Below are 18,349 nucleotides of genomic sequence, written 5' to 3' on the forward strand. Positions count from 1 at the left end.
ATGAGCCTGGTGGATGGGGTGGGCCGTTCGATCGATTACCTGCGCTTGTCGGTGACCGACCGTTGCGATTTTCGTTGTGTGTACTGCATGGCGAAAAACATGACATTCCTGCCGCGCCAGCAGGTGTTGACCCTGGAAGAACTGCAACGCCTGGCCGCGCTGTTCGTGGGGCAGGGCGTGCGCAAGATCCGCCTCACCGGGGGCGAGCCGCTGATTCGCCCGGGCATTGTCGGGCTGTGCCGCAACATCGCGGCACTGCCGGGCTTGCGTGAACTGGTGATGACCAGCAATGGCTCGCAGTTGGCGCGACTGGCGCGGCCGTTGGTGGAGGCGGGGGTCAAGCGCATGAACATCAGCCTCGACAGCCTGGATGCGCAACGCTTTCGTGGGATCACTCGCAACGGTGATCTGCGCCAGGTGCTGGACGGTATCGAGGCCGCGCGGGATGCGGGGTTCGAGCGGGTCAAGCTCAACTGCGTGGTAATGAAGGGGCGCAACTTTGACGAGGTCCCGGCGTTGGTGCGGTACGCCATCGACCAGGGGATCGACATCAGTTTTATCGAGGAAATGCCCCTGGGGGACGTGGGGCGATCGCGGGGGGAGACGTTCTGCTCCAGCGATGAAGTACGGGCGGTGATTGCCCGTGAGCATGGGCTGATCGATAGCACCGAGAACAGCGGCGGGCCGGCGCGGTATGTGCGATTGGCGGGGCATCCTGGGACGCGGGTGGGGTTTATTTCGCCTAATTCCCATAATTTCTGTGGCAGTTGTAATCGGGTACGGATGACGGTGGAAGGGCAGTTGCTGTTGTGCCTGGGGCAGGAGGATGCGCTGGATTTTCGCGCGTTGTTACGGCGCTATCCGTTGGAGGATGGACCGTTGGTCGAGGCGTTGCACAGGGGGTTGAAGGGCAAGCCGTTGCGGCATGATTTCAGTGGGGCGGGGGAGGTGCAGGTGGTGCGGTTTATGAATATGAGTGGGGGGTGAGGGGAGGTGTGGGGTGGTGTGGTACTGAGTACATATCCGTTTCTTCGGTAACGGCGGCTTAGGGTTCCGCTCTTACAGCGGGTCACTTTTGGAAGAGCGCCAAAAGTAACCAAAAACGCTTCGCCCCAACACTCGGCACCTCGCCTAGGCTCGGTGTGCCCGAACGAAGGCTTTGGAGCGTGGGCCGCCGCGATGGGCCATCCCTGGCCCAGCGCGGCTAACCCGGCGTCCTGCCGGGTTACCCACGCTCCAAAGCCTGCGTTCGGCCAGCGTGTTTGACGGGGCGATTTTAGATCAAGAGCCAAAGCGCGGCGGCCTTAGAGCCGACCGGAGTCGGGTCTGGTGTACTGGGTTAAAAATGTGGGAGGGGCGGTGCGACGATTCGACTTGCCCCCGATGAGGGTGGGTCAGTGATACTTGGGTTGACTGACTCACCGCTATCGGGGGCAAGCCCCCTCCCACATTTGGATCTCCATCCAGCAGGTAGACCTCAGCCTGCTTTTGCTCTGCTTTTGCTCTGGCTTTTGATCTTGATCCTAGGCGCCCCGTCAAACACGCTGGCCGAACGCAGGCTTGAATCCGTGGGTAACCCGGCAGGACGCCGGGTTAGCCGTCCTGGGCCAGGGATGGCCCATGACGGCGGCCCACGGATTCAAGCCGGAGTGAGGGCACACCGAGCCTAGGCGAGGTGCCGAGTGTTGGGGCAAGAGCCCTTTTGGTTACTTTTGGGGCTCTTTTCCAAAAGTGACCCGCCGTAAGGGCGGAACCCTAAGCCGCCGTTACCTAAATAACGGATATGTACCCAATCAAAAAAGCTTGACCCCGATCAAGGGACCCCCACCCCATTCTCCGTAACCTCACTGCATATTGTGTCTGTAAACCTAAAAATATCTACATGTAGTGCCTGGAGCCCGGAAAATGCAAAACACGCTCACCCCGCTGGTCAGCACCCGCCTACACAAACGCGACGGCAGCCTGGTCCCCTTCAACGCCGAAAAAATCCACCACGCCCTGACCGCCGCCGGTACCGCTACCGGCGAGTACCAGGAGGCCGACGTCGACCTGTTACTGGGCGCTGTCCTGGCCCGCCTGAGGGGCATCGAACGCCTGGACGTCGAACAAATCCAGGACAGCGTCGAACGCGTGCTGATGGACGCCGGCTACTTCCTCTCCATGCGCGCCTATATCGTCTACCGCGAACAACACGGCCGCCTGCGTCGCGACCGCAAGACCCTGGTGGAAGTCGCCACCTCGATGAACGAATACCTCGACCGCGAAGACTGGCGCGTGCAAGCCAATGCCAACCAGGGCTACTCCCTGGGGGGGCTGGTGTTGAACGTGTCGGGCAAGGTCACCGCCAATTACTGGCTCGACGAGGTCTACAGCCAGCAGATTGGCCGCGCGCACCGTGAGGCGGATTTGCATATCCATGACCTCGACATGCTCGCCGGGTATTGCGCCGGCTGGTCGCTGCGTTCGCTGCTGCACGAAGGCCTCAATGGCGTGCCGGGCCGTGTCGAAGCGGGGCCGCCCAAGCACTTGAGCAGCGCCCTGGGGCAGATGGTCAACTTCCTCGGCACCCTGCAAAACGAATGGGCCGGCGCCCAGGCGTTCAGCTCGTTCGATACCTACCTGGCGCCCTATGTGCGCAAGGGCCAACTGAGTTACGCCGAGGTGCGCCAGGCGGTGCAGGAGTTCATCTACAACCTCAACGTGCCGTCGCGCTGGGGCACTCAGACGCCGTTTACCAACCTGACCTTCGACTGGGTGTGCCCGGAGGATCTGCGCGAGCAGGTGCCGGTGATCGGTGGTGAGGAAATGCCGTTTGCCTATGGCGACCTGCAAGCGGAAATGGAGCTGATCAACCGCGCCTACATCGAAGTGATGCAGGCCGGCGATGCCAAGGGCCGGGTCTTCACCTTCCCGATTCCCACCTACAACATCACCCACGATTTCCCCTGGGACAGCGAGAACGCCGACCGCCTGTTCGAGATGACCGCGCGCTACGGCCTGCCGTATTTCCAGAACTTCCTCAATTCCGATATGCAACCCAACCAGGTGCGCTCGATGTGCTGCCGCCTGCAATTGGACGTGCGCGAGCTGCTCAAGCGCGGCGGTGGGTTGTTCGGTTCGGCGGAGCAGACCGGCAGCCTGGGCGTGGTGACGATCAACTGCGCGCGCCTCGGCTACCTGTTCAAGGGCGACACCTCGGGCCTGTTGCAACGCCTGGACAGCCTGATGGACATGGCCATGGAAAGCCTGGAGGTCAAGCGCAAGGTGATCCAGCACCATATGGACGCCGGTTTGTACCCGTACACCAAGCGTTACCTCGGCACCTTGCGCAATCACTTCTCCACCATCGGCCTCAACGGCATGCACGAGATGCTGCGCAATTTCACCGGCGACGAGCAGGGCATGCACACCGAGGAAGGCCGCGCATTTGCCCTCAAGCTGCTCGACCATGTGCGCGCTACGTTGCTGCGCTTCCAGGAAGACACCGGCCACCTCTACAACCTCGAAGCCACCCCGGCGGAAGGCACCACCTACCGCTTCGCCAAGGAAGACCGCAAGCGCTACCCGGACATCCTGCAGGCCGGCAGCGACGTCGCGCCGTACTACACCAACTCCTCGCAACTGCCGGTGGGCTTTACCCAAGACCCCTTCGAAGCCCTGGAGCTGCAAGACGAACTGCAATGCAAGTACACCGGCGGCACCGTGTTGCACCTGTACATGGCCGAGCAGATTTCCTCGACCCAGGCCTGCAAGCAACTGGTGCGCAAGGCGTTGGGGCGTTTCCGTTTGCCGTACCTGACGATCACCCCGACGTTCTCGATCTGCCCGGTGCACGGTTACCTCGCCGGTGAGCATGAGTTCTGTCCCAAGTGCGATGAAGTGCTGGCACTGGCCGCTGCGCACTGAACCGATCTTCCAACCCGCAAGGAGATTCACATGCAAGCATCCCAGCCACAACGTCAGCGCTGCGAAGTCTGGACCCGGGTGATGGGCTATCACCGGCCCGTGTCGGCGTTCAATCCCGGCAAACAATCCGAGCACAAGGAACGGGTGCATTTCACTGAAACGGCCGCCGTGGCCGGGCGCCAATGAGTCGAGCGCTACGGGTCGGGGGCCTGGTGCCCCTGACCACCCTCGACTACCCCGGCATGCTCGCCTGTGTGCTGTTTTGCCAGGGCTGTGCCTGGCGCTGTCGTTACTGCCACAACCCGGACCTGATCCCGCCGCGCGGTAGCACGGAGGTGGATTGGCGCCGGGTGTTGCTGTTTTTGCAGCGGCGCAAGGACTTGCTCGACGCCGTGGTGTTCAGCGGTGGCGAGCCGACCTTGCAGGAAGGCTTGCCGGCGGCCATGGATGAAGTGCGGGCGATGGGGTTTCGCGTCGGCCTGCACAGCGCCGGGATCAAGCCGGCAGGGTTTGCCAATGCGTTGCGGCATGCCGATTGGGTCGGCTTTGACGTCAAGGCGCTGGCCGAGGATTGCCAGTTGATTACCCAGGTCAAGCACAGCGGCGCCGCCAACTGGCGCAGCCTCGACACCCTGTTGGCCAGCGGCGTCGAGTACGAGTGCCGCACCACGGTGCATTGGCATTTGATCGACCCGCCTCGGTTGCTGTTGCTGGCCCAGCGTTTGCAAGCCAACGGCGTGCAACGCTTTGCGGTGCAAATGGTGCGCACGGCCAGCATGCTCGATGCGCAATTGTCGAGTTCTCCGGCACAGGCTGCCTTGCCGGAGTTATGGAGCCGATTGCGCGAGTTGTTTCCTGCTTTTGTATTGCGAGGGTGATCGGCGCCCTCAAGCGGATTTTTATAGATGCTGCCCATGACGGGCAGGTTTTCATCAGGGACTATCACAATGAAGCAATTAACCACGGCACAACGCATTGTCGTCGGCTTCGCGATTGCGCCGCTGGCGCTGGTCGGCTTGGTGTTTTACGCCCTTCACGACCTGGCAACCCTCAAGCAGCAGTCCGAACAGATCGTGCAGCAGGACTGGCCACGGATCGCGCCGATCATGGTGATAGCCACCGGTGTGCGCGATAACGGGCGCAACACCCGCGACCTGCTGATCGACCAGGATAACCAGCAGGCCCAGGCCTCCATCGGCACCACGCGCGAACGCATCACCCAGGCGTTCGCCATCCTTGAGCCGCTGCTCGACACCGCCGAAGGCAAGGCCGCCTATGCCACCTTGAAAACCCACCGTGAAACCTACGTGGCGGCCTTCACCCAGGTGCAGGCGCTAATCAGGCAGGGTGCCCGCGAGCAAGGCCTGGCCCAGCTCAAGCAACAGGTGATCCCGGCCGAGCTTGAGGTGTTCAAGAGCCTGGATGCGCTGATGGCCATGCAGGGGCGGCTGTTCGCCGAGCGTCAGCAGGCGGCGCAAACCCTGTATGACGAGGCGCGAGGCACCATGCTCGGGCTGTTCCTGTTGTGCCTGGCCCTGGTGGTGGCGGCGGCGGTGATCGTCACGCGCAGCGTCACCCGCCCGCTGGGCGGCGAGCCGGATGAGGTGGCGCGGGTGTTGAGTCATATCGCCGAGGGCGACCTGACCCTCGAGGTGCCGTTGGGCAACAGTATCGACGGCAGTGTGATGCGCAACCTGCACCAGATGCAGCAGAACCTTAACCAGATGGTCCGGCATATCGCCGCGTCGGTGGACGGCGTGGCCAGCTCGTCGGAAGAGTTGAGCGCGGTCAGCGGCCAGACCAGCAGCAGCCTGCAGTTGCAGGGCCAGGAAATCGAACAGGCCGCCACGGCGGTGAATGAAATGACCGCCGCCGTCGACGAAGTGGCACGCAATGCCGTGAGCACCAGCGAAGCTTCGCGCCTGTCGGAGCAGACCGCCCAGCGTGGACAGGCGCAGGTGCAGGAAACCGTGGCGTCGATCAATACCTTGGCCACCGGCGTGGTGGAAACCTCGGAGCGTATCCAGCAACTGGCCGGCCGCGTGCAAGACATCAGCAGCGTGCTCGAAGTGATCCGCAGCATTGCCGACCAGACCAACCTGCTGGCGTTGAACGCGGCCATCGAAGCGGCCCGCGCCGGGGAAGCCGGGCGCGGGTTTGCGGTGGTCGCCGATGAAGTGCGCGCGTTGGCCCATCGTACCCAGGTCTCGACCCAGGAGATCGAGCAGATGATCGGCAATATCCGCCAGGACACCGAACACGCCGTGGCCGCCATGCACAGCAGCAGCGAGCGGGTACAGGCGACCTTGAACGTGGCGCAACGCTCGGGAGAGGCGCTGGACGAGATCACCCGGTCGATCTCGCAGATCAACGAACGCAATATGATGATTGCCAGCGCCACCGAAGAACAGGCGCTGGTGGCGCGGGAAGTGGATCGCAACCTGGTGGGCATTCGCAACCTGTCCCAGCAGGTGTTGCAGGGCGCGATACATACCGAGACGGCAGGCCATGACCTGGCCGGAATGGCGGGGACGCTGCATCAGACGGTGGCGCGGTTCAAGGTGTAACTTCGGCTGGTGCGGTCAAAACTGTGGGAGGGGGCTTGTTTCCGTGGCGGCCTTCGGGTCGACCATGTCGTTGGATTTGATTGAGTACATATCCATTGCTGCGGTCACGGCCACTTAGGGTTCCGCTCTTACAGCGGGTCACTTTTGGAAGAGCGCCAAAAGTAACCAAAAACGCTTCGCCCCAACACTCGGCACCTCGCCTAGGCTCGGTGTGCCCGAACGAAGGCTTTGGAGCGTGGGCCGCCGCGATGGGCCATCCTTGGCCCAGCGCGGCTAACCCGGCGTCCTGCCGGGTTACCCACGCTCCAAAGCCTGCGTTCGGCCAGCGTGTTTGACGGGGCGATTTGAGATCAAAAGCCAAAGCGCGGCGGCCTTAGAGCCGACCGGAGTTGGGTCTGGTGTACTCGGTAAAAATTGTGGGAGGGGGCTTGCCCCCGATGAGGGAGTGTCAGTTGGTGGATTTGGTACTGAGCCACTGCAATCGGGGGCAAGTCGAATCGTCGCACCGCCCCTCCCACATTTGGATCTCCATATATCAGATGGACCTCGGTCTGCTTTTGCTCTGGCTTTTGATCTTGATCCTAGGCGCCCCGTTAACCACGCTGGCCGAACGCAGGCTTGAATCCGTGGGTAACCCGGCAGGACGCCGGGTTAGCCGTCCTGGGCCAGGGATGGCCCATGACGGCGGCCCACGGATTCAAGCCTGCGTTCGGGCATACCGAGCCTAGGCGAGGTACCGAGTGGTGGGGCGAGAGCCTTTTGGTTACTTTTGGGCTCTTTCCAAAAGTGACCCGCTGTAAGAGCGGAACCAATAGCAGCCGTTACCGCAGCAACGGATATGTACTCATTCCAACCGGTCAACTCCAACGACATGGTCGGCCCGAAGGCCGCCACGGGAGCAAGCGCCCGCGCCACAGATACCCATGCTCATCAGGGGCAAGCCCCCTCCCACATTTGGATCGGTGTGCATCAGCCAGCCCACCCCCAGAACTGCAACCACCAGCCATAGCCCACCAGCCCGTTGCTCAGCAGTACGCACAACCACCCCAGGCAGCGCGGTCGGGTTCCAAGCCCCTGGAGCTGCCGCCAGCCCAACCACAAGCACCAGCCAATCGCCGCGCTCAACACCAGTGCACGAGCCGGTTGCACCCACGTCAATGCCAACCCTTCATAGCGCAACAACTTCACCGTCGTCGCCGACAGCCCCAGGAACAGCCCTGCACCCCCCAGGGGCGTGAGTGTCAGTGCCAAGGGCCGAAACAGTGCGCGGTCGCCGGCCACAGACGCGGCCAGGCGCAGCAGCAGCCAGCAGCCACCGCCGAGCAGCAGTGCGCTGCCAGCCAGGTACAGCACGATGCACAGGCCATCGAGCCAACTGAAGCTGTCGTTGAGTGGCGGGTAGTGGGTGAGCAGCCACCAGGGCGCGTTGTCTTGCAGCAGCCATAGCCAGTCGCGGCTTACCAGCCATTCGGCGAGTGTTTGTTTGAGCGCGATAAACCACGGGCTTACGGTCCATTGGAACGCGCCCATGGCCAGGCCGATCACGCCAAACAGCAGCAGGCGCGCATCCCACGGTGAGCCGGGTTGATGGGGCGCGTGGAGAATCTCCTGATTGCATGAGCGGGCGATCAGTTGCACCGCGCCGCGTTGCCCGCTGCAACGGCCACAGGCGTGGCAGTCGCTGGCGCCTTGCAGGCGGCGGATGTCCAGGAGTGGCGCGCAGTTGGGCAGCGGCAGGCGTGGGGCGTCGTTGGCTTTCCAGCGTTGTTCATCCACGGCGAAATGCACCGGCGCCAGGCGGGCGAGCAGGGCGAACACGCCGCTCACCGGGCACAGGTAACGGCACCACACGCGCTTGCCGCGCACGAACAGCAGGCCGACCGCCACCGCCGCCAACGTCGAGCCGCCGAGGATCAGCAATGCTGCCTGGGCGTAGTCGTACACGCTGATCAACTGGCCGTAGAGCGTGGTGAGGCAAAAGCCCAGGGTCGGCCAGCCGCCCCAACGCAGCCAGCGCGGTATGCCGAGGCCGCGCCCGTGCTGGCTGGCCCATTCGCTCAGCGAACCCTCCGGGCACAGCACGCCGCACCACAGGCGCCCGAACAGCACCATCGACAGCAACACGAACGGCCACCAGATCCCCCAGAAGATAAATTGCGCGAGCAGCGTCAGGTTGTTCACCATGCGCGCTTGGCTATCGGGCAACGGCAGCACGGCGGGCAGCACCAGCAACACGGCGTAGACCAGCACCACCACCCATTGCGCAGCACGGATCAAGCGCCCATGGCGGCGCATGCCATCGCCCAGTTGCTGCAACCAGCTCATGCCGCGTGCCGGGCGCGACGCAGGCCGTTGCCCACCCATAGCCAGTAGCCGAGCAGTACCAACACGGTGATAAGGCTGGGGGCCGCGCGGTAGCCGGCAAAGTCGGCCAGCAGCGCGCCGAGGCCATGGCTGTCGCTGAGCAGCGCGCTGCTGTCCCAGCGGCTGTCACCGATTGCGGCGTAGACCCACTCGGGCATGTCCATGCCCAGCAGTTGCCCACTGATACGGTCCACGGCCGCGATCAGCAAGGCGCCGCCGAGCAGCAACAGCAGCGCCTCGCTGAGGGCGAAAAACAGTGACCAGGAGATAAAGCGCCGACTGCCGCGCAACAGCAGCACGGTGAGCCCCGCCAGTGCCAGGCCGAGCACACCGCCGACGGCGAACAGGCCTTGCGCCTCATCGTGCAGGCGCGCTCCGGCGCCATACAAAAACACCACGGTTTCACTGCCTTCGCGGCTCACCGCCAGCAGCGCCAGTAACAGCACGCCCCAGCCGCCCTGGCGCGCCAGGCGCTCGTCGGCCTCGCGTACCAGGCTGTGTTTGAGCGTGGCCGCGTTGCGGTGCATCCAGAACACCATCTGCACCATCAAGCCGCTGGCCAACAGGGTCAGCGCCGCTTGCAGCCACTCGCCCTGTGGGCCGGTCATGGTGTCACCGGCCCACAGCATCAAACCGGCCAGCCCGGCCGAACACAGCAACCCCAGCAGCACCCCGGTCCAGAGGAAGCGGGCCAGTTGCGCATGGCCGGCCTGGCGGCTGATCCAGGCCTGCAGGATACCGATCACCAGCAGGGCCTCGACGCTTTCACGCCAGACAATAAACATCGATTGATTCATCAACGGCTCCTATTCGGCGAGGATGCTGCCTTCGGGCAACTGTGGGTTGAACTCGTCGAAGAACGGGTACAACCCCGGCTTGAGCGGGTGGATCACCACAAAGGTGGTCACCCCCGCAGACAACACCTTCTCGACCCGCAACGGCGTGCTTTCGAATTCGGCCGGGCCTTGGCCGATGTTCTTGAGCACGATCTTGAAACGCTCATCGGCCTTGACCACCAGTTGTGGCGGGTCGAAGTGGCCGTCCTGCAGGCTCAACTCATAGGTGGGCAACGGCGCCGCCACTGCCGCACCGCTTAGCAGCAGGCCGCCGAGCAACAGGGCGCGGCGCATCAATAGCCGCCTTTTTTGCCGATGCCGGCGTAGACGAATTCGTAGTGCACTTCGCAGCGTTCGAACCACGGGGCGACCCCGGTTTCCTTGTCGGTATGACGGCCCAGGGAGTGGTGGCCGGTGGGCGGCAATACGCTGAAGGTGAGGGTGTATTTGCCCGGGCCTTGCAGCTTGACGTTATCGCCGTAGTGCGGCCCGTCGTTGGCGACCATGGCGTGGAAGTCGCCGCTGATGGGCGTGTCGCTGCCTTGTTTCTTCAGGGTGAAAGACAGGTTGAGGTAGGACACGAAACTGCCTTCCTGAAACCCTTGGGCGTTGTCCGCCGTGGCGCGTACATCGGCCTCCAGGTGCACATCGGAATCGGCCGTGGCGCGCATCATGCCGGCGGGTGCCATCTCGATCGGCTGGAGGTACACCGCGCCGATTTCCAGGCCCGGGCAGTGTTGCGGTTCGCCGATTGGATACTCCTTGGCAACTGCCACGGAGGTGCTCAGCAGCAGGGCAAGGCACAGCAAAGAAGGGGTACGCATGGAGGCTTCCTGATGGATGTGGAGAGAGAACCCGAGTCTAGGAAGATCAGCAGTAAATAATAATGATTCTTGTCAAGTTCCGAGGATATTTCATCTTGGCCAGGCTTGATGCCGGTCAAGGTTGTACAGGCTGTATGGGGGTAGGTTGCAGGGAGTGTTCGTCGCCAGGGAGTCGACTCATGGCCAAGCCTTTTCCGCTGCACCCCAAGCATCCCGAACGTATCTGTTGGGGCTGTGATCGCTACTGTGCTGCCACCGACCTGGCTTGCGGCAATGGCGCCGACCGCACCATGCACCCGGCCGAGATGATCGGGGATGACTGGTACGAGCATGGCGACTGGGGGCTTGCGCCCGAGCCGCCGGTGGCGGATGAGCCGTCAGCTGCCTGAGCGGGGTTTTTCCTTGTCGTCTTTAGGGGTGTCAGCCGGCCTGACGGGTTTGCTCGGCGGTTTGGCGGTGTCCTTGGTTTTTTTGTCGCTGTCCGAGGGGCTGCTGGGGTAGGTCCCCGGTGGCAGGGCGGTGCCGGCGGCGCTGTCGCCACTCAAGGCGTTGGCGGCAGGTTCCGGGTTATCGCCAAAGGCGGCGAGGGCGGGGCCGGAGAGCAGGGCTGACAGGCCGACGATAAGCACAATCCGTTGGGACGATCTGGTCTTCATGACGCTATCCCCTATCGTGTAGATGTATCAGGAGCCTGGATGAATGCCAGGCTCCGGTCCTGCCTCGATCAAGCCGCCATGGGCTTGCTTGATTGCGACTTTTTATGCGCCGCTTTCATGGCTTCCATTTCGGCGCCCAACTCTTCAAGCAGCGCCTTGCCGAGCAGTTTTTTGGCCTGAGGGAACATCTCGGTTTCCTCTTCTTCGATATGGTGCTCGAGCAATTCCTTGACCACCTTGACGCGGCCGGAAAACTCGGTGGTCGACGGTTCGGTCTGCTTCAGGTCGGGCAGCACCAGGGCGTCGACGGTGCGGTGCTCTTCCTTGGCCTCGTGGTACATGATGTCCTGTTCCTTGCCGCCGGCCTTTCTGAACGCCGGGTAGAGGATTTCTTCTTCCAGCCTGGTGTGCAGGCTGATTTCCGCTTCCAGCTTGGCCAGCAGCTCCGTGCGCTTTTTCACCCCGCGTTCGGTGGATTCACTCAATTGAGTCAACAGGGCCTTTACGCGTTCGTGGTCGGCTTTGAGCAGGTCAATGGCATTCATCGGTGACACCTCACGGGAAACTCAGGGCGCGTCGATATGCACGCCTCGTCCCGTGCAGTGGTGCATCAGGCGTACCAACTTGAGCGATTTTAAATTGGCCTTTTAATTCAATTGGTTGAAGAGGATTGGAGAGAGGGCCTGTCGTGCAGGTTGCATGGTCGGCCTGGGGGCCCGTTGCATTCCACCACCCAGGAAAATTTAAATGAACCCTCGCGGCCGATGCTTGAACTAACGCATACGACCTAGGAGGTGAAGCATGGAAATTCAATATATCTGGATTGCGTTGGCGGTAGTTCTGCTGCTTTTGGAATTGTGGGCGATCAATATCGTATTGCGCAGCACCAGTGGCTGGGAGACCAAGGGCTTATGGCTGGTGATCCTGATCTTCGTACCGCTGGTGGGCCTGATTGCGTGGGCTATGTTCGGGCCCAAGCGGGAGATGCCGGAGCAGCGTAAAAGCTGAGTGGCAGGGGTAAAGCAAAACAGGCGCCGAAAGGCGCCTGTTTGCGTTCAACGTTGGCGGTTCAACCAGCGACAGCCTGGGCAATCGACTCGTTGAAAGCAGGCAGATCGTCCGGTGTACGCGAGGTGATCAAGGTCCAGCCATTGGCCTGGCATTGCTTGACTTCGGTATCGACCCACCCGGCCGCGCCAGCGTTTTCCAGGTCGATGCGCACGCTTTTATACGAGGTCAGGGTCTTGCCCTTGATCACGCCGGCGTCGATCAGCGTCCATGGGCCGTGACAGATCGCCGCGATGGTTTTACCGGCTTGGGCAAAGTCCTTGATCAGGCGCAGCGCCGCCGCGTCCTGGCGCAGGGTATCGGCATTGACGGTACCGCCAGGGATCACAAGGGCGTCAAAGTCGCTGCTGGCCACGTCCGACAGTTGCACGTCGGATTCCACGGTTTTGTCCTTTTCGGTGTCGCCGACAAAGGTCTGGGTGGAGCCGCCTTTGCTGGACGCGTGGGTCACCGTGGCGCCATAGCCACGCAGTGCTTCCAGGGGCTTGAGCAGTTCGTCGCGCTCGATGCCGGTGTTGGAGGTGATGACCAGAATCTTCTTGCCGTTGAGTTGCGAACTCATGATCGAATGTCTCCTTGAGTCAGGAATGAATTAATGGTCGTGCTTGGCTTGCAGCTCCTTGGCCATTTTCAAATGGGCTTCAAGGGTTGGCAGCGTCTTGGTGGCGAAGGCTTTCAGCTCGGCATTGTCCGAGGAAGCAGCTTCCTTCTTGAACAGCTCGACGGTTTTTTCATGGGCGTCGACCTGGTTGTTGGCGTAGGCCTTGTCAAATGATTCGTCGCGCAGTTCCAGGATGGCTTTCTTGGCCTTGTCAGTCAGGGCCGCGTCATCCGGCACTTCGATGTCGAGTTTTTTTGCCAGGGCCATCAGTTCCTGATTGGCCTTGGTATGGTCGGTGACCATGTGCTGGGCAAACGTCTTCACGTCGGCCGAGCTGCTTTTTTCGAGGGCCAGTTTGCCGGCTTCCACCTCGGTGATACCGCCTTGGGCTGCGTCATCGACGAAGCTGTTGGAGGTGGCGGCCATGGCGTTGGATATTGCGCCCGCAACCAGTACGAAAGTCAGGCCCATTTGTTTCATCAGCAGAGTGGTCATGATGGAGCTCCTTGAAAGTGGCGGGATGCCGTTACCTGACTGTTGAGCCGAGGCCGGGGCAAAAGGTTTAAATTTTTTTGTTCCTGTTTGTCCGCGGCAATTTCCTTGAACTATCGACATTCACAGGCCTCTGCTGCGTAAGTGCCCGCCGCTTTCGCGAGCCTTCAACTGCCAGGAGATTTCACTGTGACTGCCGATAAAACCCCAGACCCGATCAGTTCCGAACAGGCGCAAAAAGGTACTGATAAAGCCGCCAAGGACCAGCCACTGGAACGCCCGAATCCCAGCACCGAAACCGTCGACAAAGTGCTGACACCCACCTCGATCAAGGACACCGAACGCCAGGCCGACGCCATCAACGAACGGGCGGATGATGCCGAGCGCAAGCTGGGGCACTGAGCATGGCCAAGTCTATTTCAGCGGCTGAACTGGGCATCGATCTCAAGCCTGGGGATGACGCCAGCCTGTTCAAGTGGCTTGTCGCCAGCTTCCTGATGGGCAAGCGCATCCAGGCGCCGATTGCGGCGCAGGCCTACAAGGTGATCGTTGAGGAAGAGGGGCGCGATACGGCGCGCAAGCTGCAACATTGCACCTCCAAGGAATTGGTGGCGATGTTGGGGCGTGGCCACTACGTGCGGTACGACGAAAGCACCGCACAGCGCCTGCTGGACCTGAGTGCCAAGCTGAACGCCGAGTACGCCGGCAAGATCAGCCACATCCGCAGTGCCAGCGAAAACCGCCAGGCGTTCGAACAGCGCCTGGGTGAATTTGACGGCGTGGGGCCCAAGACCATCGAGATTTTCATGCGCGATGCGGCCAAGGTGCTGTCGTGGTGAGCAGGCTTGTTGTGGCTAGTGAGCTTGCTGTGGTGAGCAAGCTTTTTTGGGGTGAGTGAGCTTGTTGTGGTGAGCGGGCTTGCCCCGCGCTGGGCTGCGAAGCGGCCCTAAAACCAGTCACCGCGTTCAGGCAGGCAGGATAATGGCGGTGGCCTTATGAGGGGCCGCTACGCGCCCCAGCGCGGGGCAAGCCCGCTCACCACAAAAAAAGCCTGCCAGCCACACCGCCATTTGATGCCCTGTACCTACTCGACCTCGACCCGCAACACCTCCAACCCTAACTGCTCATACGCCTCCACACTCGGCACATGCCACTCCGTGATCAACGTGTGAATACGGTTGCACGGAGCCACCACAAACGGTTCAACCGCACCCAGTTTGTCGGCCATGGTCACCGCCACCACATGGGAGGCGCTGTCGAGCAGGGCCTGCTTGACCGCCACTTCATCAAAATGCAGCGAGCTGATGCCCACTTGCGGATGCAGTGCGCATACCCCGGTAAACAGCAGGTCGGCCTTGATGCCCTGGATCAGGCGCACCGCCTCGTGACCGCTGGTGGACAAGGTGGCCGGGTTAAGTTGGCCGCCGGCAAGTATCACTTTCACATCGCGGTGGTCGGCCAGGGCGATGGCGATCATCGGTGATGGCGTGACCACCGTGAGGCGGATCGAATGCGGCAATGACTGGGCGATCTGCAAGGTGGTGGAGCCGGAATCGAACAGCACGATCTGGCCGTCTTGCACCTGGTCGGCGGCGAGTTGCGCGAGTTGACGCTTGGCTTCATTGGTCTCGCCGACGCGGGTGAAGAAGTCCTTGCCGGTGTCCTTGGGCCGGGGCAGGGCGCCACCGTGCACGCGCTGCAACAGGCCGGCGGCGGCGAGTTCGCCGAGGTCGCGGCGGATGGTGTCCTGGGACACGGCGAAGTGCTCCACCAGCTCCGAGGCAGTGACTTTGCCGTCGCGTTCCAGCAATAACAGGATCTTTTGTTTTCGCAGGGAAGGCAGGTCGATGGCGTGATGGGTGTTGTGCATGTTTGTGCGCTTTTTTGCGGGTTTGTGCGAGATTAGTCTGCGGTCGATATAAACGCAATGGCTGGTTGCCCACCCGTGGGGCGGTTACTCTCTGCGCTCAGTTCAGGGAGAGGTGACCTAGATGTCGTTGATTACAACCATCGAAGATTTACGCAAGCTGGCGCAAAAGCGGGTGCCACGGATGTTCTACGATTACGCCGATTCCGGGTCCTGGACTGAAAGCACCTACCGCGCCAATGAAAGCGATTTTGCCCGGATCAAATTCCGCCAGCGCGTGGCGCGCAATATCGATGAACGTTCGATCCGCGCCACCATGCTCGGCCAGGACATGGCCATGCCCGTTGCCTTGGCCCCCACCGGTCTGGCGGGCATGCAACATGCCGATGGCGAGATTCTTACCGCCCGGGCCGCCGCCGCGTTTGGCCTGCGCTATACCTTGTCGACCATGAGTATCTGTTCGTTGGAGGACATCGCCGAACAGGTCGGCAAGCCGTTCTGGTTCCAGCTGTATGTGATGCGCGACCGTGGCTTTGTCGAGCAATTGATCGAACGTGCCAAGGCGGCCGGTGTGGACGCACTGGTGCTGACCCTGGACCTGCAGATCCTCGGGCAGCGTCACAAGGATTTGATCAACGGCCTGTCGGCACCGCCCAGGTTGACCTTGCCGAACCTCCTCAACATGGCCACCAGGCCGCGCTGGGTGATGGGTATGCTCGGTACCCGGCGGCGTGGCTTCGGCAATATCGTCGGGCATGTGAAGGGCGTCGCGGACATGGGTTCGCTGTCATCGTGGACCGCCCAGCAATTCGACCCGCGCCTGAGCTGGGACGATGTGGAATGGATCAAGCAGTGCTGGGGCGGCAAGCTGATCATCAAGGGCATCCTCGATGTGGAAGACGCGCGCCTGGCTGCCAATTCCGGGGCGGATGCACTGGTGGTGAGCAACCACGGTGGCCGCCAGTTGGATGGTGCGCCGTCGAGCATCAGCCAGTTGCCGGCGATTGTCGACGCGGTGGGCGAGCGCATTGAGGTGTGGCTGGACGGCGGCATTCGCTCCGGCCAGGACGTGCTCAAGGCGATGGCACTCGGCGCCAAGGGCACCATGATCGGTCGCCCGCATTTGTATGGTCTGGGCGCGATGGGCGAAGCAGGGGTGACCAAGGCGCTCGAGATCATCGCCCGTGAATTGGACGTGTCGATGGCGCTGTGTGGCTATAACGATATACGCGATGTGAATCGCGAGATTCTGCTGCCGGGTACATTTCCAAAAATCGTTTAATCAGCAAAAAAATCGTAAAAAAATAAAAAGAGTTGTCCACGAAAACCGTGGGTATCTCTGTGGATAACTTTGCGAACGCCCGGCAGGGTTGGCGATTTAACCAAAGGTTAATATTTGATCAACTGCCGGCGAGGGCCAGTATGGGCAGGGTTTGCGCTTGACAGCCAAGCGCGAACCCAGTGCCGAAAAACGGATTTATGACTCGTTGTCACGGCCGGTTGCGTGGGTGACAACCTGGGCGGGCATCTTCGCTTGCATCAGGTTGTCGAGTGCCTGGCGATAGCTGCGACCGGCCAGGCTCATGCTGTTGTTGTGGCTGGCACCCGGCACCAATAAGAGGCGTTTGGGTTGCCGGGCCGCTTCAAATAGTTGCTCGCTGAAGCGGGGCGGCACATAGCGATCATCCAGGCCATGCACCACCAGCAATGGCATATGGATATCGGCGATCTTGTCGATGGAGTCGAACTTCTGCGACAGCAACCAACGCACCGGCAGCGAAGTATTGGCCACCGCCGCGGCTACATCGGCCAGGGAGGTGAAGGTGGATTCGATGACCAGCCCACGTACCGGCAGTGGCATTTGCTTGCCCAGTTCGGCGGCCAGGTCGATGGCTACCGCGCCGCCGAGTGAGTGCCCGTAGATCAGGCGCTTGCCGGGGTCCGGTTGCAGCACCTGGAAGCGTTCCCAGGCGATGCGCGCGTCTTCGTAGACCGTGGTTTCCGAGGGCAGCTCGCCGTGGCTCTGGCCAAAACCGCGATAGTCGATGGCCAGCACCGAGTAACCCAGGGCGTGCAATTGCTCGATGCGAAACAGCTGCCCGGTGAGGTTCCAGCGCACGCCATGCAGGTAGAGGATCGCCGGCGCGTCCTTGTTGGCTGCCGGGTACCACCAGCCATGAATGTTCTGCCCCGATTTGAAACTGGCGGGCTTGAGCTCGAATTCCTGCACCGCCTTGGGTAAGCCGCTGTACCAACTGGCGGTGCCGGGCTCGATGCGAAACACCAGCTCGCGCTCCTTGTGTTGCAGCACCGCGCAGCCCACGGGCAGGCCGACGATCAACAGTGCCATGCACAGCAGGGGAAACCAGCGCAGGCTCAGGCGCGATAGAAAACGAGAGGGCATGAAGATTCCAGGGCAAAGGTGAAGTGGGGGTTTTACCAGATGGCCTACACAGGCAGGTATAAATTCGACGGCCGCCCACGGCGATTGCTTGCAAAGTGTTACAGCATTTGACGCCATTGATGCCAGCGCGACATGCTCGCGCTCTTTTGAGCAAAGGACTGACCATGGACAACAGCCCCGTTCGCATCACCGCCGAAGAAACCCTCTCGGACAACTGGTACCTGCTGAAAAAATACAGCTTCGACCTGCGTCGCCGCGACGGCAGTTGGCAAGCCCAGACCCGCGAGGTGTATGACCGCGGCAATGGCGCGACCATCCTGCTGTACAACCGCGAGCAACGCACCGTGTTGCTGATTCGCCAGTTCCGCATGCCCACCTTCGTCAATGACTATCCCGGTTACCTGATTGAAGCGGCGGCGGGGTTGCTGGACAACGCCAGCCCCGAAGAGCGCATTCGCCTGGAGGCGGAGGAGGAAACCGGTTATCGCGTCGGGCATGTGGAGAAGATCTATGCGGCGTTCATGAGCCCCGGGTCGGTCACTGAGCGGATTCACTTTTTCCTCGGCGAGTACCAGCCGGGGGACCGGGTCGGCCATGGCGGCGGCCTGGAAGAGGAGGGCGAGGACATCGAGGTGCTGGAGCTGGGTTTTGAGCGCGCGCTGGCCATGGTGCAGAGCGGCGAGATCGCCGACGGCAAGACCATCATGCTGTTGCAGCACCTGGAGTTGCGCATGCTGAAAGAAGGCTGGTGAGCCCTTTCCAGC

The 18,349-nt window shown here is 61.8% G+C and carries 19 protein-coding genes and 1 pseudogene; 10 read left to right on the top strand and 10 right to left on the bottom strand.

All coding sequences use genetic code 11. The features are described from left to right. From moaA to BFP99_RS21555, 4 genes and pseudogenes are all read left to right on the top strand, one after another. Window positions 1–987, top strand: a complete 987-nt coding sequence (gene moaA, locus BFP99_RS21535) for a GTP 3',8-cyclase MoaA (protein ID WP_065924657.1) — start codon at window positions 1–3, stop codon at window positions 985–987. Between the two features lie 918 nt (window positions 988–1,905). Next, a pseudogene (locus BFP99_RS21540) lies at window positions 1,906–4,089 on the top strand (ribonucleoside triphosphate reductase); the annotation flags it as partial. Beyond that, window positions 4,089–4,784 (top strand): anaerobic ribonucleoside-triphosphate reductase activating protein, encoded by a 696-nt coding sequence (locus tag BFP99_RS21550; RefSeq protein WP_065927214.1) that lies wholly within the window; start codon window positions 4,089–4,091, stop codon window positions 4,782–4,784. The pseudogene BFP99_RS21540 and the gene BFP99_RS21550, both read left to right, overlap by 1 nt. 69 nt (window positions 4,785–4,853) lie before the next feature. After that, window positions 4,854–6,473 carry a methyl-accepting chemotaxis protein gene (locus BFP99_RS21555; protein WP_065948147.1) on the top strand — a complete coding sequence of 540 codons (1,620 nt, stop codon included), beginning with the start codon at window positions 4,854–4,856 and terminating at the stop codon, window positions 6,471–6,473. 969 nt (window positions 6,474–7,442) lie between these two features. On the opposite strand, the gene BFP99_RS21560 is transcribed toward BFP99_RS21555, so the two are convergent. Genes BFP99_RS21560 through BFP99_RS21575 form a run of 4 tightly spaced genes read right to left on the bottom strand, consistent with a single transcriptional unit; the run spans window position 7,443 to window position 10,497 of the window. Continuing rightward, complete coding sequence (locus BFP99_RS21560) at window positions 7,443–8,798, bottom strand: 4Fe-4S binding protein (protein ID WP_065948148.1); 1,356 nt, start codon at window positions 8,796–8,798, stop codon at window positions 7,443–7,445. Then, the gene (locus tag BFP99_RS21565) at window positions 8,795–9,634 is read right to left on the bottom strand and encodes an FTR1 family iron permease (protein WP_065948149.1); all 840 of its coding nucleotides are present in this window, start codon (window positions 9,632–9,634) and stop codon (window positions 8,795–8,797) included. Before BFP99_RS21565 ends, BFP99_RS21560 begins: the two co-directional genes overlap by 4 nt. 9 nt (window positions 9,635–9,643) lie before the next feature. Next, a complete protein-coding gene (locus BFP99_RS21570; protein ID WP_065948150.1) occupies window positions 9,644–9,967 on the bottom strand; it encodes a cupredoxin domain-containing protein in 324 nt (107 codons plus the stop codon). Beyond that, window positions 9,967–10,497 carry an iron transporter gene (locus BFP99_RS21575; RefSeq protein ID WP_065948151.1) on the bottom strand — a complete coding sequence of 177 codons (531 nt, stop codon included), beginning with the start codon at window positions 10,495–10,497 and terminating at the stop codon, window positions 9,967–9,969. The genes BFP99_RS21570 and BFP99_RS21575 overlap by 1 nt, the downstream gene beginning before the upstream one ends. 179 nt (window positions 10,498–10,676) lie before the next feature. Between BFP99_RS21575 and BFP99_RS21580 the strand changes: the two genes are divergently transcribed. Continuing rightward, window positions 10,677–10,886 carry a DUF3079 domain-containing protein gene (locus BFP99_RS21580; RefSeq protein ID WP_053130271.1) on the top strand — a complete coding sequence of 70 codons (210 nt, stop codon included), beginning with the start codon at window positions 10,677–10,679 and terminating at the stop codon, window positions 10,884–10,886. Here BFP99_RS21580 and BFP99_RS21585 read toward each other — a convergent pair. Together BFP99_RS21585 and BFP99_RS21590 are read right to left on the bottom strand one after the other, a co-directional pair. Further along, entirely contained in the window at window positions 10,875–11,153 is a 279-nt protein-coding gene (locus tag BFP99_RS21585; protein ID WP_065927208.1) for a hypothetical protein, read from the bottom strand. The genes BFP99_RS21580 and BFP99_RS21585 overlap by 12 nt on opposite strands. 68 nt (window positions 11,154–11,221) lie before the next feature. Then, window positions 11,222–11,698: a hemerythrin domain-containing protein gene (locus tag BFP99_RS21590; RefSeq protein ID WP_027607159.1), complete on the bottom strand. Its 477-nt coding sequence runs from the start codon at window positions 11,696–11,698 to the stop codon at window positions 11,222–11,224. Window positions 11,699–11,954: 256 nt separating this feature from the next. Between BFP99_RS21590 and BFP99_RS21595 the strand changes: the two genes are divergently transcribed. Then, the gene (locus tag BFP99_RS21595; protein WP_065927207.1) at window positions 11,955–12,161 is read left to right on the top strand and encodes a PLD nuclease N-terminal domain-containing protein; all 207 of its coding nucleotides are present in this window, start codon (window positions 11,955–11,957) and stop codon (window positions 12,159–12,161) included. Window positions 12,162–12,222: 61 nt separating this feature from the next. On the opposite strand, the gene BFP99_RS21600 is transcribed toward BFP99_RS21595, so the two are convergent. Together BFP99_RS21600 and BFP99_RS21605 are read right to left on the bottom strand one after the other, a co-directional pair. Next, a complete protein-coding gene (locus BFP99_RS21600) occupies window positions 12,223–12,783 on the bottom strand; it encodes a type 1 glutamine amidotransferase domain-containing protein (protein WP_065948152.1) in 561 nt (186 codons plus the stop codon). A gap of 30 nt (window positions 12,784–12,813) precedes the next feature. After that, on the bottom strand, window positions 12,814–13,317 hold the full coding sequence (locus BFP99_RS21605; RefSeq protein ID WP_065927205.1) for a DUF4142 domain-containing protein: 504 nt from the start codon (window positions 13,315–13,317) through the stop codon (window positions 12,814–12,816). A gap of 186 nt (window positions 13,318–13,503) precedes the next feature. On the opposite strand from BFP99_RS21605, the gene BFP99_RS21610 reads away from it, so the two are divergent. Together BFP99_RS21610 and BFP99_RS21615 are read left to right on the top strand one after the other, a co-directional pair. Further along, window positions 13,504–13,716, top strand: a complete 213-nt coding sequence (locus BFP99_RS21610; protein WP_065927204.1) for a hypothetical protein — start codon at window positions 13,504–13,506, stop codon at window positions 13,714–13,716. A gap of 2 nt (window positions 13,717–13,718) precedes the next feature. Continuing rightward, a complete protein-coding gene (locus BFP99_RS21615) occupies window positions 13,719–14,153 on the top strand; it encodes a DNA methylase (RefSeq protein WP_065927203.1) in 435 nt (144 codons plus the stop codon). Between the two features lie 245 nt (window positions 14,154–14,398). On the opposite strand, the gene BFP99_RS21620 is transcribed toward BFP99_RS21615, so the two are convergent. Then, a complete protein-coding gene (locus BFP99_RS21620; RefSeq protein WP_065927202.1) occupies window positions 14,399–15,184 on the bottom strand; it encodes a DeoR/GlpR family DNA-binding transcription regulator in 786 nt (261 codons plus the stop codon). A gap of 121 nt (window positions 15,185–15,305) precedes the next feature. Here BFP99_RS21620 and BFP99_RS21625 point away from each other — a divergent pair, with 121 nt between their 5' ends. Continuing rightward, window positions 15,306–16,463 carry an alpha-hydroxy acid oxidase gene (locus BFP99_RS21625; RefSeq protein WP_065927201.1) on the top strand — a complete coding sequence of 386 codons (1,158 nt, stop codon included), beginning with the start codon at window positions 15,306–15,308 and terminating at the stop codon, window positions 16,461–16,463. A gap of 195 nt (window positions 16,464–16,658) precedes the next feature. Here BFP99_RS21625 and BFP99_RS21630 read toward each other — a convergent pair whose 3' ends face one another. After that, window positions 16,659–17,585 carry an alpha/beta hydrolase gene (locus BFP99_RS21630; RefSeq protein ID WP_065948153.1) on the bottom strand — a complete coding sequence of 309 codons (927 nt, stop codon included), beginning with the start codon at window positions 17,583–17,585 and terminating at the stop codon, window positions 16,659–16,661. 164 nt (window positions 17,586–17,749) lie between these two features. Here BFP99_RS21630 and BFP99_RS21635 point away from each other — a divergent pair, with 164 nt between their 5' ends. Then, complete coding sequence (locus BFP99_RS21635; RefSeq protein WP_065948154.1) at window positions 17,750–18,337, top strand: NUDIX domain-containing protein; 588 nt, start codon at window positions 17,750–17,752, stop codon at window positions 18,335–18,337. The last annotated feature ends 12 nt before the right edge of the window (window positions 18,338–18,349 follow it).

It is taken from the genome of Pseudomonas sp. 1 R 17 (assembly GCF_900067035.1).
Classification (GTDB): Bacteria; Pseudomonadota; Gammaproteobacteria; order Pseudomonadales; family Pseudomonadaceae; genus Aquipseudomonas; species Aquipseudomonas marginalis.